The organism is Pelosinus fermentans JBW45, assembly GCF_000271665.2.
Taxonomy (GTDB): domain Bacteria; phylum Bacillota; class Negativicutes; order DSM-13327; family DSM-13327; genus Pelosinus; species Pelosinus baikalensis.
Genome location: NZ_CP010978.1, coordinates 2,512,913 through 2,525,575, shown reverse-complemented (window position 1 = coordinate 2,525,575; position 12,663 = coordinate 2,512,913). Strand labels below are relative to the sequence as shown.

Here is a 12,663-nt window from a genome sequence, read left to right as displayed (position 1 = left end):
CATTAAAATACTAAAAAATAAACATGCAGTACGGTTATTAATGTTGCGCTTCTTCCCATTTCGCTATTAATAACAGCACCGCATGTACTACTTTTCAAGGCTTATTATATAATATTTTACTATATAATTGTAAATATCTAAAGTTAATTGTAATTTTTTTTATTTATCAGTAGTTTTACTATTTTTGTTAGTTAAAAAAGGTACACCGAAACTATAAATCTTTGCTGATAATTTAGTTTCTAAGCTATTTTTATTAGGTAGCATGACAATCGTAGTCACATTAGTAAAACGAGATTTATTTTCAAATTTATTTATAAATTGCATAGATTCTATAAAACCACCAATTAGAGATAGTTCTATCTCATATTCTCGATAACCGTCTTTATTCATAATTTTAGTTGGTTTCAGATAATTAAGTTGTATACCGCATTCTTTTGAAAGTTCTTCAACTTGCACTAGAAAAGAACTACTCTCAGGGTTGTCAGGAAGAATTCTATCAATCTGCATTAATTTTTGATCTAATTCAAGTATGTATTGTTCTGGATTAGGATGAATGAGCAGGAAATCTTCAATGATTTTCACCTGTTGACGCTCTGTGTAAAATCGGATTGTTAATTGATCAATACTATCCCATTGAGGCAACAATAAGGACGAATAAACTAACCAATTTGCTGCTATCATACCCACAGTCACTAAAGATAGTTTATGCTTAACCGCCATCTTATTCCATGACAAAGAAATCATTGTTGCATCCCCTTAGGTTTTACTGTTATTTCAAATATAAGAAGCGATGCAGCTGTATCAATTTCAACTTTGACCAAAGTCGGATCAAGGAAGAAAGGATCCTTTTCCATATTTTCTATAAATTCAGCAACAACAGAATAGGTTGTTGCTGCTCCTTTCATTTCTAATAGACCTTTTTCAGATTTACTCAGATTAGTAAACCACAGTTGCTGCGGCATTATCGCTACGATGCGTTGAATCAAAGTATACAAAGGTTGACGTTCATTCGTTAAAAGTGCTGCAATTTTATTTTTTGTGTCAATTAATTGCAGCTTATCATTGCTCTTTTGCATGATCTCCAATGTTGGTTGCAATAATTCATATTGGTTACGAGTTGCTTGCAGTTCTTTTTCTATTCTCAAAATCTTACATACATTATACGTATATATACTACTATAGATTAATACCAATAAAATACTAAAGATGAAAATCAACTTATCAATTGACCATTTAGGTTGGCGTTCAACAAAAGGTAAGAGATTGATAGGATTCACTTTCCACCTCCACGTAAGGACAAGCCAATTGCGACACCCAATTGAGGGGCTATTTTTTGCAGATACGATTTATCAAAGGACTTTGGGATTTTTAATTTAACGAATGGATCATGCATAAAAACAGGTAGATCTAGTGGTTTACTCAAATAGGAGACCAAATTCTTTATTTGAGATCCGCCACCAGTGAGATAGATTTTATCAATAGACATCATTTTATTTTGCAGTTGATAGTATTCAACAGTTCGTCGTACATCTCTGAGAAATTCATCGAAGAATAATTCTAATTGTTGCTTTGTTTCATTACGCTCTTTGGAAGAGTCAAAACTAAATAAATCGATATGCTTTTTCTTTAATTGCTCTGCTTCATAAGATGAAATTCTCTGTACTTGCATTATAACTTCAGTCATGCGTTGACCGCCTAAAGGAATATTACGAATGATGACAGGGATACCTTTTTGAAATACGGTAATTTGAGATAATAGTTCACCAATGTCAATAATCATAGCATTTTCTGCGTCAGTAAAAGTACGATATAAAGCCAAGGGCTCCACATCGATAGCGACTGGTATAAGACCTACATTTTTGACAATGCTGGTAATCGTATTAATAAATTCATGAGGTGCTGCCACTAATAATACCTTTATTTCTGATTCAATTTCACCTTTACCCATTATTGAAAAATCAAAATAAAAACTGTTGGGTGGATAAGGGATATATTTTTCCAGCTCCCATTTAATGGCTTCCTGCAACTCTTCTTTTGTCATTACTGGAAGGATCAATTCGCGAGCAAGCATCCCGCGACCGCCAACAGCTATTATGGCATGTTTGCTTGATATATGAGTCTTTGCAAGCAATTGAATAAGGATATCGGTTAATCCTTTACTATTAAAAACTTGTCCATCTTCAATAATTTTAGGAGGCAACATTTCGATACCTAAACTTTTTAGTACAGGTTGATCCTTGTTCCAAGAAATTTCTACAATTTTAATAGCACCTGTTCCTATATCAATTCCAACTACATCCCGCTTTCCTTTTAATAAGAACTTTTGGATTCTCTTCCACATGAAAATCACCTATTTTCTTAATGATGAGGAGATTTCTTTACAATTTTAATTGCTTGAGTAATAACAGAAACGATATCAACATGAAACTGTTGATCCAATGAATCTATTTTAGAATATGTTGTCCTGAAGATGTTGCAACATAACGTGTAGGCAGAGAATTTAGGGCTAATGCAGCGATGTCATATCGACAGCGCTTACAATTACACGTTGTACGATTGGCCTTTATAACGATATCCAGTTTTTCCATTACTAATATTTCCATATAATTTTTTATTTCCATAGTAGCCACTTTCCTTAATCATCCCAAATAACCTCAAGCGGATCTTCTTTTCCTGCCGGCAATCGTATTTGCGTGCTTATTTGGCGCTTTGCCTTGTTAACACTCCCAATGGATGTGACCACTCTTAGATTCTCATCAGTCGTTGTTGGTTTGACTGTGGTTGTAACAGTACAACTGGCAAAAGTAGATCCATTTTCATCAATAACATACGTTGTTACATTTTTTTGAGCTTTAGTTTCAATAACAAAATCTGGATCTGTCTTAAGCTGAACAATTGCCCATTGTATTCCTCCTTCAGCTACATACTGTGCAGCAACACCATCACGATGATTCGCTGCTATTTCTATGTCTATTTTACTTAATACCATAAGACCAATCCCCATTATCCCTAATAACATCATAGCAATCAGCGCTAGTACGGCAGCCAAACCACGCTCATTTCTCACGATATATAGCAAGGTAAACATCCCCTTTCCCATAATGGGTCACTGTAAATTTAAAGGATAACAGGCTGTCCGAAGCAACTTTCTTTCCCCAGTACTCTCATTAGTGACTTCTAAAGTTACCAGTACAGCCTTGCTATTTCCACGCTGAAGAAACTGCAGGTTTGTCACAAGATTTTCTGTTATTGGACTGCTAGAAATACCACCAGGAGGAATTGTCTTTGTCTTATCTATAATAACATATAATGTTCTGGAATGAAGTCCTTCGCCTAATTGTAAGGTTCTAATTTCTCCGTTTACCTTTGTTACTACTAAAGATGAAGTATTCTTTAAGGTAATTTGTTGAGCATATCGTATTTCCTTAACAATAGAATCCATCGCAATGCGCGCTGTTTGATTGAGATGACTTTGCTGCTTACCAAATACCCAAACTTTTAAAGAACCGGAAAATAAACCTACGATACCAGAAAGCAAACATAGTATTAAAGCCATACCAATTACCAGTTCTATTAAAGTCAGTCCATGTTGCGCTACAAAGTATTTTCTCTTCATTGATTCACCTTCAATATAAGAACGACTTTAGTTCATCTTGGAATATAAAGTCACAAGCTGGATACTATAATCTTTTTGTCGTTCTTGCCAAGTAACAATTACTGTTACTTGCACAAGATGACTACCGCGCGTGGATGGCACAGCATAGGTTGTCAGCTCGTAGTCTGCCGGAGGAGGAAACCTCTCATCTTCCCAAGGTATTGTGCAAGGTAACTGCAACTCTGCCCAATATACTGGAGACTTATTTTTTAATAACTCTAATTGTTTCTGTGCTACATTCGTGGCTAGTGTATAATCCCCTGCAATTTCTTCCAATTGTAATGCTTGGGTAAACAACATAGAAATACAAAGTAACGCGACACTAATAATAAAAAGTCCCAGCGTTACATCAACTAAAACAAAACCTTGATTTCCCTTCAGCCTTGACATCATAGATTACCTTCTATTCTTCAGGTTGTGTATTTATAAAATCGCTTATACGGACACGTCCAGTAATTGGTGCAAGGATAACATATTTCCATCGTTTTAATTTCTTACTCCGTATAGAAATGGTTTGTGCGCCAGTTTTCGGTGCTCCACTCTGTGCAAATGAAATGTAAGAATGGCTGCCGGAAAGAGTCACCGATTCTGGAAATATAACATTCTTTATTCTGGTAGTATTTGCAGTAACGTAATAGCCATAAGGTGTAGTATTATAAAAGAACATTGCATACGCAGTTGTATCTACCCCAGCGTTAATTGAAATTTGTTGCAGCCAGCGAATATCAGCTGCCAATTGACGAGATGTACTCTCTAGCTCTTGTTTCTCTAATGATTGTCCCAGGGTTGGTATTGTCACACTCGCAAAAATACTAAGGATAGCAATACATACTAGAAGTTCAATTAAGGTAACACCTCGTTGCATATGTCCACCTCAATATAGCTTTTCTATATACCAAATAATTATTTCACTGCCATATAACATAATAGTAAAGGCACTAAGAGCTATAAAAGGGCCAAAGGGAATAAAATCTTTACGGCTTTTTAATTTGAAAAGCACTAACAGCAAACCACCTATTCCACCACATACAAAGGATAGTAGTAACGCAAGTAATAAACATTTCCAGCTTAGCCACATACCAAGAGCTGCAGCAAACTTGATATCACCATCTCCCATTCCACCACGACTGACAAGTGCAATTAGAAGTAGCAATCCACCCCCAAGTGAACTAGCCAGCAGCATATCCCAAAAGTCCAAACTATTCGTCCAAGAATTTATAACAATACCAGCTCCAGAGAACCATAGGAGGACTTTATCTAAAATCAGCTGGTGATCGTAATCAATGAACGTAATGATAAGTAAAAAAGTTGTGAAGACAATGGCTTTTATAAACAGAAAAGATAATCCATATATTTGAAAACACCAAGCAAATAAAATAGCCGTTACTATCTCTACTAAAATATAGCGTGAGGAAAACGTAACTTTGCAATACCGGCAGCTACCTCCTAATAACAGATAACTAATTACTGGGATTAAATCCCATGGCTTAAGATGTGTACCGCAAGTGCTGCAGTGGGACGGCGGAAAGATAATGGATTGATTTTGTGGTAAACGGTAGATGCAGACATTAAGAAAGCTGCCGATAAGAAGACCTAATAGGATTATTATAAACACTATATTTCTCCCTTATATCTGAATCGAAATACCAGAAGGTAACACATAGCGGTATTTATGATTTGTTACCATATATCAGTGGAAGTATAATCTGAGCTGCCAGGGGATTTTCTTGTTGTACCATTTGAAGATACACCAGTTAATTTATAATCATCACTACTCCCTTTCGTATAACTCAAATCAGCAGCGATGGCTTGGGCATCCTTAGGCCAAACATTAATGTAAGTTGCTAGATCTGCTTTAGTAGATGGATACATATTATTATTTGCACGATACAATATAAGAGCACTATCAACCGTACGAAGATCAGCTTTAAGCCTCCCATCTCTTGCCGACGCAGTTGAAGCAGTAAGTTTCGGCATCGCAATAGCTGCTAAAACTCCAATAATTGCAATTACGACCATCAATTCGATTAATGTAAATCCTTTTTGATCTCTCATTTTCTTCTTTAATTTGATAAACATATAATTACCTCTTTTATGCTTATATTCTACTAAAGTCCATCATAAGCAGTTATAGGTTCCCAGGATTCGTTATAATATCAAATATCGGTATCATAATGGATATCACAATCAAGCCAATGACTACTCCCAAAGTCCCAATAATAACAGGTTCAATAATACTGCTTAAACGACCAACTACATCATCTACATCACTTTCATAGAAATCGGCGATCTTTTCGAGCATCTTGTCCAATGCACCACTTTCTTCACCGATGGAAACCATCTGAATGACCATAGGAGTAAAAACTTTACTTTGTGCCAAAGTAGATGCTAGCGCCATCCCTTCTTTAATACCAGCTTGTGCTTGTTCTAACGCTTCCATGATACTAAGATTGCCAGTAGTCTTTTTCACAACGTCTAAGGCAGTTATAATCGGCACACCACCATGAAGCAAAGTGCTTAAGGTACGGCTGAAGCGGGCAATACCAATTTTACGAGATAACATGCCAACTACAGGAATTTTTAGTATCAACTTATCAATCATTTTTCTGGATGATTCTCGTTGATATGCAATCTTTAACCCATATGTTCCCACTACAATAAAAGCGATCAAAAATAGAGCATAATGATGCAGAGTATTGCTAGTCGCCAGTAATATGCGTGTAAGTAATGGTAACTCCATTTTCAAATTATCAAACATTTGTACAAAAGTCGGTAAAACAAAGGTTAAAATAAAAACAACAGATACACTTGCCATAACACTGACTACTGCCGGATAGGTCAGAGCTGATTTAATCTTCTCATTCAATTTATGTTCTTTTTCAAAGTGATTGGCTAAACGATTGAGTACATCATCTAGTAACCCGCCCACTTCTCCAACTTCTACCATGTTAACCATAAGACTAGGAAATATGGTAGGATAATCACCTAAAGAACGGGATAATGTTTCTCCTTCCTTGACTTTTTTATAGACATTTTGTAACGCTTTTTTCATTCGTAGATTATTTGTTTGTGCAATGAGAACATCAAGAGAAGCTATTAACGGTAAACCTGCATCGATCATAGTGGCAAATAAACGACAAAGAATCGAAATCTCTTTTAAACTGCTACTTCTTAAGTGATCAATAAGGTTATTATATAAACTTGCACCACCTTCTTCCTTAATTTGAGTAATAAAATAGCCTTTTTCTCGGATATGAGCTGCCACTGCCGATTCGCTTTCAGCCAAAATACTACCGATTAGTACTTGTCCATTACGGTCTTTAGCTCTATATCCAAAAATTTTCGCCATTTATGCTCTCCTACTTTCCATTTGTTTAATTATTGGCGAAACGAGCGAAGTTCTCTTCATCTATGACGCGCATTATAGCTTCACCATACGAGATGATTCCACGACGATATAAATCCCGTAAAGCAATGTCCATCGTTTGCATACCAAACTTTGCGCCCGTTTGAATGAAGGAAGTCAGTTGATGGGTCTTTCCTTCACGAATCATGTTACGCACTGCAGGAGTAGCTACCAGAATTTCTAAAGCAGATACTCTGCCAATCTGATCCATTCGAGGTAATAACTGCTGAGCAATAATTCCTTGCAGGGTAACGGACAGCTGTATACGAATTTGCTGCTGTTGATGTGAAGGAAAAGCATCAATAATGCGATCTATAGTTTGAACAGCACTGCTAGTGTGTAAAGTAGCAAAGACTAAGTGTCCTGTTTCTGCTGCCGTAATGGCTGTAGCAATGGTTTCCGAATCACGCATTTCTCCTACCAAAATAACATCTGGATCTTCTCTTAAAGCAGCTCTGAGAGCAACCGTAAACGATTTGGTATCAGTATTGATTTCCCGCTGATTGATAATTGACTTGTTATGCTTATGTAAAAATTCAATAGGATCTTCTAGTGTAAGAATATGACAGAATCGTTCCTGGTTAATCAGATTAATCATCGCCGCCAAAGTTGTTGATTTGCCACTACCTGTGGGACCGGTAACTAGAACTAAACCTCTAGCCTGACAAGCAAGAGTTCTTATAACACGTGGATGTCCCAGCCCTTCTAATGTAGGTATATTTTCATCTATAACGCGAATCACTATAGCCACTGAACCACGTTGGTGAAAAGCATTGACTCGAAAACGGCTAAGGCCAGGAACTGCAAAGGAAAAGTCAATTTCACCATGCTCATTAAAATATTGCTGTTGCTGCGGCGTTGTAATGGCTTTAAACAATCTTTCTGTATTTTTTACGTTTAGTAGCTGATGGTTAGTAGGTACAAGTTGACCATCAATTCTGAATATGGGTGGTGCGCCTACTGTAATGTGCAGGTCAGATGCTCGGCTATGTACAGCTTGATCCAATAGCTGATCCATCACAATTGTCCTCCACTAGCTTCAGCATATGCTACACGCATAATTTCTTTTACATCTGTCAAACCAGTACGTGCTTTTTCAATACCATCCTGACGCATGGTTATCATGCCTTGTGCAATAGCAATCTTGCAAATTTCATCACTAGAAGCTCTACGATTAATAGCCTCTCTAATTTGAGAAGTTATGGGCATGACTTCATGAATTGCCATACGACCTTGATAGCCTGTATGATTACAATAGGCACACCCGGCTCCTTGATGCAATCTAATAGGTACGTCAGGTTCAACACCTAAAAATAAACGTTCTAAGGCATCAGTAGAAGGTATGTAACTTTCTCGACACTTGGGACAAAGTGTTCTGACGAGTCGTTGTGCAACTACCCCTAGAACTGATGAAGCCACTAGAAAGGGTTCAACATCCATTTCAAGTAAACGAGTAATTGTTCCTGCCGCATCATTTGTATGCAAAGTGCTAAAGACAAGATGACCAGTTAAAGCCGCTCTAATGGCAATATCAGCAGTTTCACTATCTCGTATTTCTCCCACTAATAAGACATTCGGGTCTTGCCGCAATGCAGACCGAAGTCCACTGGCAAAAGTTAAGCCTGCTTTTGGGTGAACCTGTACCTGATTGACTCCTCCTATACGATATTCTACAGGATCTTCTAAAGTAATGATATTCTGACTTGGCGAATTCACTTGATTCAACGTAGAGTATAAAGTAGTCGTTTTACCCGAACCTGTAGGACCAGTGACTAGCACCATTCCATAAGATTGAGAATATATCTTATGATAACTTTTACTATTTTCAGTAGAAAAACCAAGTTTATTAATATCCAAAATAACTGTCTGTTGATCTAACAAACGCATAACCACTTTTTCACCCATAATAGTAGGTAAGGTAGACACTCGAATATCAATATCACTCTCTACTCCTTTAATTTTAATTCGCCCATCTTGCGGTATGCGTTTTTCTGCAATATCCATATCACTAATAATCTTAATTCGAGCAACAATCGCGGGGTGAATCTCGCGGGGAAAACTGCCGATCTCTCGTAGCATACCATCAATGCGAAAACGGACACGCAATGATGTATCTTGAGGTTCAATATGTATATCACTAGCCATATCTTTAATTGCTTGATCCATAAGAGAATTAACTAATCCAATGATTGGAGCATCATCTGCTGTTTGGAGCTTTGCTGTTAGCCTTATATCTTCTGGGCGCATTTTATTAATGGCCTTTTCAACTAAGTCTTGTACACCGTAGCATTCTCTGATAGCTCGTAATATATCTTTTTCTGCAGCGATAACAGGCTCTACGTCAAAACCTGAAACCATACGAATATCATCAATCGCATAAAAATTTGTTGGATCAGTCATTGCTAAAATAATCTTATTACCAGCAACTTTTACCGGAATCACTTGATGCCGCTCCGCTAATGTCGCTGGAATCAGTTCTGCTAACTCTGGTTTAACGCAGATACTTGACAAATCAATCTGAGGTATACCTAATCGAGTTTTTAAGACTTCACATTTCATGCTTTTACACCGCCTCTTATACAGAAAAGCAACCAAACTTCAAATACATTTATTAAAATTGTAAATGCATATTTACCAGCCGATTGCACTACTCAATCCAGGATCAAGTTCCCAATATTATTGCGAATGTTTTCACATCTATTTTAATACTTATTCTTCTACATTTTACAATAAGTTCCTGCTTAAAATACCAAATTACAATCTATTTTCTGCTTTTTATGTCATTTAACTAATTTTGCTGTCAAAAAGATGATTACTTCCGTTTCTACTTTTGAATTATGTACACTTTTAAACAGCGTACCAATTAATGGTAGTTCGCTTAAGAAAGGTATTTTATTATTTGTTTTAGATTCTTCACTGCCAATGAGACCACCAATCACCATCGTCTCACCATCTTTCATGCAGACCATACTTTCTACCTCACGGGTCGTAATGCGATAGTTCTTAATATCCGTTACTAAGCTAGGAGTACTAACCTCTGTATGTACTTTTGCTGTAATAGTTCCATCAGCAGTAATCGTAGGGGTATAGGTAAGTTTTATGCCCGTATCAATATATTCTACTGTAGTAGTCGTTTTCCCGTCTTCCATTCTCTCAGTAAGTACTGGAATATGATCACCAATTAAAATCCGAGCCTCATTTCCATTAATGGTAGTTACTTTAGGACTAGCTAAGATTTTAGCATTACCATTACTAATGAGAGCATTAATTTTTGCTTGATAGTAAAATTCATAAGGATGACCTTCAGGATTACGACCAAATTGAATAATTCCTTTTCCAGTATCACGCGTAACTTTACCTGGTTCAATAGTCGTTACACCATTAGCAATATTGACTTGTTCTGCACTATATTCTGCGTATTGAGGTGTAACGTCCCATGACCAATCGATCCCTAGCTCTTTTGTCTTGGCTTTGTTAATAGCCACAACTTTAGCCTCGATAACCACTTGTTGCTGCGGAACATCAAGATCTGTTAATAATATTTTAATGCGAGCACAACCTGTAGGTGAACCACTAAATATCAAACTATTTGATATCTCATCAATTTCAGCTTTTAATTTAAGACTATTCATAATAGGTTCCAATGTTTTTTTTATATCAACAGCACGAATATAACGCAACTTATATATCTCTGTTGTCCCCATATCCACAGGTTCTATAATAAAGGACTCACCTATTTTTCGATAGGATAGCCCCTTAGCTGACGTAATTAGAATTAGGGCATTCTCGAAAGTTGTACTCTTAAGTTTCAGCGTAATATTACCTTTTATCGATTCATCAATAATGATATCAACATTGCTAATAATAGCGAGTGTATGTAATATTACCCGCACATCTTCATCTACGAAACTAAGATCAATACTTTGCGGCTCTGCCATAGCAATACCACAGATTGTGATTGACAGTAACAATATCATTACGCAGAGATGTGTCCTATTCATTATTTAGTACCCTCCCTTTTCCCGCTGGCTCTAATGACAAGAACATTTGACTATTACCACTTTTTAGAATAATAGAATCTTCTTGTATTGAAATAAGTTGGTAGGTACCAATAAATTCATCTAACTGATAAGTCTTGCTTTTATTATCCGATTGTATAACTGCAACATGCTGATTATTTGTATTGATAATTCCAGTAAGTCTTATCTTCTCTTTTGGTTTAAGGAGAGTAATTGGATTTGCGGCTATCACAGATTCATTGTTAGATTTTGTAGGAGATATACTTTCTTTCTGCGTTTCAAAATTATCCGCGCCGATAGAAGGAGGGGCAAAAGGATCACGTTTCAATTCACCATTATGTTGATGTCCAACAGACATAACTACTTTATCCGTATTTCTAACAAGGGATGTGGTAGTCTTATTAACAACACTAGGAGTAACCTGGATCTTTGAAGGCATAAAAAAAATTGTTGCAATTATGGCTGTCACCCCAATTACAAATATTACCTTTAGGCGCTGGTTTGCAGTAATTTTTTTTAATTGCTTTAATTTCTCCAAAGTTTCCCCACTCCTAATCCATTGATTATAAAGCAACTGCAATAATATTCCTGGAATATTTACATGTCCAATTTATATTGCACAACAAAAGGCTCAGATCCTAGGACCTAAGCCTCAATGTCCTAATTAAGTATATTCTACTAATTTGGGAGCTTCTTGCTTTAGTGAGTTTAATGATTAATAAAAAGCAATACTTACAGATATTCTGTTAATGCGTCAGACATAATTTGTCGGGGACCTTGCTCACCTGTCCAAAGTTCAAAAGCCAAGGCACCTTGTTCAATTAGCATTCCCAGACCATTTATAGCTATATGACCGTGTTTTTTAGCAGAAAGTAACAGTTGAGTCTTGGATGGATTATAGATTAAATCGCAAACAGCAGCCTCTGGATTTAAGATCTCCCAAGGTATACGCAACACTTCTGTATCATGAACTGACATACCAATTGGAGTACTATTTATCAGAATATCACATTCTTGCAACAAATTTTTAAAACCGAAATCCTCCCAATCATAAGCTTGTATATCTACATTTGTTGAGAAGAGTTTTACGAATTGCTGCGCTTTTTCAAGATTTCTTGCTCCAATTATAATTTTTTTTATCCCATGTTGAAAAAGACCACATGCAACGGCCCTCGCAGCCCCGCCAGCTCCTAGTATGACCGCTGTTTGTTCAGTAATTTTAATACCATTTGAAAGTATTGATTGGACAAACCCTTGAGCATCTGTATTATATCCAATCGATTTACCGTCTTTTATTACAACTGTATTTACAGCCCCAACTAGCTGGGCACTGAAATCAATTTCATCAAGATAGGACATTATCTCCACCTTATGAGGTATGGTAACATTTACACCCGTAAATTCCATTGCTTTCAAACCTGCAACGGCTTGAGCTAAATTCTCCGGATGAACAGGCAGTGGAATATATACATAATCAAGGTGAAGGGATTTAAAAGCTGCATTATGCATTATAGGTGATAAGGAATGTCCCAGGGGCCATCCTAATATACCTATTTTTTGGGTTTTACTCGTAATCATTGTAC

At 36.6% G+C, this 12,663-nt stretch carries 16 protein-coding genes; all 16 read right to left on the bottom strand.

Annotation, left to right across the window (positions count from 1 at the left end; all coding sequences use genetic code 11):
- Window positions 1-159: 159 nt before the first annotated feature.
- The 16 genes from JBW_RS11085 to JBW_RS11015 all read right to left on the bottom strand — a co-directional run bounded on the left by JBW_RS11085 (window position 160) and on the right by JBW_RS11015 (window position 12,658).
- Window positions 160-744 carry a type 4a pilus biogenesis protein PilO gene (locus JBW_RS11085; protein ID WP_007956607.1) on the bottom strand — a complete coding sequence of 195 codons (585 nt, stop codon included), beginning with the start codon at window positions 742-744 and terminating at the stop codon, window positions 160-162.
- Window positions 741-1,277 carry a PilN domain-containing protein gene (locus tag JBW_RS11080; protein WP_007956608.1) on the bottom strand — a complete coding sequence of 179 codons (537 nt, stop codon included), beginning with the start codon at window positions 1,275-1,277 and terminating at the stop codon, window positions 741-743. The genes JBW_RS11085 and JBW_RS11080 overlap by 4 nt, the downstream gene beginning before the upstream one ends.
- The gene (gene pilM / locus JBW_RS11075; protein WP_007956609.1) at window positions 1,274-2,341 is read right to left on the bottom strand and encodes a type IV pilus assembly protein PilM; all 1,068 of its coding nucleotides are present in this window, start codon (window positions 2,339-2,341) and stop codon (window positions 1,274-1,276) included. The genes JBW_RS11080 and pilM overlap by 4 nt, the downstream gene beginning before the upstream one ends.
- A gap of 103 nt (window positions 2,342-2,444) precedes the next feature.
- On the bottom strand, window positions 2,445-2,621 hold the full coding sequence (locus JBW_RS24050; RefSeq protein ID WP_007956610.1) for a late competence development ComFB family protein: 177 nt from the start codon (window positions 2,619-2,621) through the stop codon (window positions 2,445-2,447).
- A gap of 14 nt (window positions 2,622-2,635) precedes the next feature.
- A complete protein-coding gene (locus JBW_RS11070; RefSeq protein ID WP_235334189.1) occupies window positions 2,636-3,067 on the bottom strand; it encodes a pilus assembly PilX N-terminal domain-containing protein in 432 nt (143 codons plus the stop codon).
- Between the two features lie 39 nt (window positions 3,068-3,106).
- Window positions 3,107-3,616, bottom strand: a complete 510-nt coding sequence (locus tag JBW_RS11065; RefSeq protein WP_007956612.1) for a PilW family protein — start codon at window positions 3,614-3,616, stop codon at window positions 3,107-3,109.
- 27 nt (window positions 3,617-3,643) lie between these two features.
- Entirely contained in the window at window positions 3,644-4,048 is a 405-nt protein-coding gene (locus JBW_RS11060; protein ID WP_007956613.1) for a hypothetical protein, read from the bottom strand.
- Between the two features lie 10 nt (window positions 4,049-4,058).
- Window positions 4,059-4,520 carry a prepilin-type N-terminal cleavage/methylation domain-containing protein gene (locus JBW_RS11055; protein WP_007956614.1) on the bottom strand — a complete coding sequence of 154 codons (462 nt, stop codon included), beginning with the start codon at window positions 4,518-4,520 and terminating at the stop codon, window positions 4,059-4,061.
- A 9-nt stretch (window positions 4,521-4,529) separates the two neighbouring features.
- Window positions 4,530-5,270, bottom strand: coding sequence for a prepilin peptidase (locus JBW_RS11050; protein WP_007956615.1), 741 nt, complete (start codon window positions 5,268-5,270; stop codon window positions 4,530-4,532).
- A 65-nt stretch (window positions 5,271-5,335) separates the two neighbouring features.
- On the bottom strand, window positions 5,336-5,734 hold the full coding sequence (locus JBW_RS11045) for a type II secretion system protein (protein ID WP_007956616.1): 399 nt from the start codon (window positions 5,732-5,734) through the stop codon (window positions 5,336-5,338).
- A 49-nt stretch (window positions 5,735-5,783) separates the two neighbouring features.
- Window positions 5,784-7,004: a type II secretion system F family protein gene (locus tag JBW_RS11040; RefSeq protein ID WP_007956617.1), complete on the bottom strand. Its 1,221-nt coding sequence runs from the start codon at window positions 7,002-7,004 to the stop codon at window positions 5,784-5,786.
- Window positions 7,005-7,029: 25 nt separating this feature from the next.
- A complete protein-coding gene (locus tag JBW_RS11035) occupies window positions 7,030-8,079 on the bottom strand; it encodes a type IV pilus twitching motility protein PilT (protein ID WP_007956618.1) in 1,050 nt (349 codons plus the stop codon).
- Window positions 8,079-9,620 (bottom strand): GspE/PulE family protein, encoded by a 1,542-nt coding sequence (locus JBW_RS11030; protein WP_007956619.1) that lies wholly within the window; start codon window positions 9,618-9,620, stop codon window positions 8,079-8,081. Before JBW_RS11030 ends, JBW_RS11035 begins: the two co-directional genes overlap by 1 nt.
- 221 nt (window positions 9,621-9,841) lie before the next feature.
- The gene (locus JBW_RS11025) at window positions 9,842-11,062 is read right to left on the bottom strand and encodes a type II secretion system protein GspD (RefSeq protein WP_007934435.1); all 1,221 of its coding nucleotides are present in this window, start codon (window positions 11,060-11,062) and stop codon (window positions 9,842-9,844) included.
- Complete coding sequence (locus JBW_RS11020) at window positions 11,055-11,618, bottom strand: hypothetical protein (RefSeq protein ID WP_007956620.1); 564 nt, start codon at window positions 11,616-11,618, stop codon at window positions 11,055-11,057. Before JBW_RS11020 ends, JBW_RS11025 begins: the two co-directional genes overlap by 8 nt.
- A gap of 194 nt (window positions 11,619-11,812) precedes the next feature.
- Window positions 11,813-12,658 carry a shikimate dehydrogenase gene (locus JBW_RS11015; protein ID WP_007956621.1) on the bottom strand — a complete coding sequence of 282 codons (846 nt, stop codon included), beginning with the start codon at window positions 12,656-12,658 and terminating at the stop codon, window positions 11,813-11,815.
- Window positions 12,659-12,663 lie beyond the last annotated feature (5 nt).

What these genes read in the sequence shown, in the direction of transcription:
- pilM (WP_007956609.1), bottom strand. Translation starts at nt 2,341, where the DNA reads ATGTGGAAGAGAATCCAAAAGTTCTTATTAAAAGGAAAGCGGGATGTA.
- JBW_RS11040 (WP_007956617.1), bottom strand. Translation starts at nt 7,004, where the DNA reads ATGGCGAAAATTTTTGGATATAGAGCTAAAGACCGTAATGGACAAGTA.
- JBW_RS11035 (WP_007956618.1), bottom strand. Translation starts at nt 8,079, where the DNA reads ATGGATCAGCTATTGGATCAAGCTGTACATAGCCGAGCATCTGACCTG.
- JBW_RS11025 (WP_007934435.1), bottom strand. Translation starts at nt 11,062, where the DNA reads ATGAATAGGACACATCTCTGCGTAATGATATTGTTACTGTCAATCACA.
- JBW_RS11085 (WP_007956607.1), bottom strand. Translation starts at nt 744, where the DNA reads ATGATTTCTTTGTCATGGAATAAGATGGCGGTTAAGCATAAACTATCT.
- JBW_RS11030 (WP_007956619.1), bottom strand. Translation starts at nt 9,620, where the DNA reads ATGAAATGTGAAGTCTTAAAAACTCGATTAGGTATACCTCAGATTGAT.
- JBW_RS11055 (WP_007956614.1), bottom strand. Translation starts at nt 4,520, where the DNA reads ATGCAACGAGGTGTTACCTTAATTGAACTTCTAGTATGTATTGCTATC.
- JBW_RS24050 (WP_007956610.1), bottom strand. Translation starts at nt 2,621, where the DNA reads ATGGAAATAAAAAATTATATGGAAATATTAGTAATGGAAAAACTGGAT.
- JBW_RS11045 (WP_007956616.1), bottom strand. Translation starts at nt 5,734, where the DNA reads ATGTTTATCAAATTAAAGAAGAAAATGAGAGATCAAAAAGGATTTACA.
- JBW_RS11015 (WP_007956621.1), bottom strand. Translation starts at nt 12,658, where the DNA reads ATGATTACGAGTAAAACCCAAAAAATAGGTATATTAGGATGGCCCCTG.
- JBW_RS11065 (WP_007956612.1), bottom strand. Translation starts at nt 3,616, where the DNA reads ATGAAGAGAAAATACTTTGTAGCGCAACATGGACTGACTTTAATAGAA.
- JBW_RS11060 (WP_007956613.1), bottom strand. Translation starts at nt 4,048, where the DNA reads ATGATGTCAAGGCTGAAGGGAAATCAAGGTTTTGTTTTAGTTGATGTA.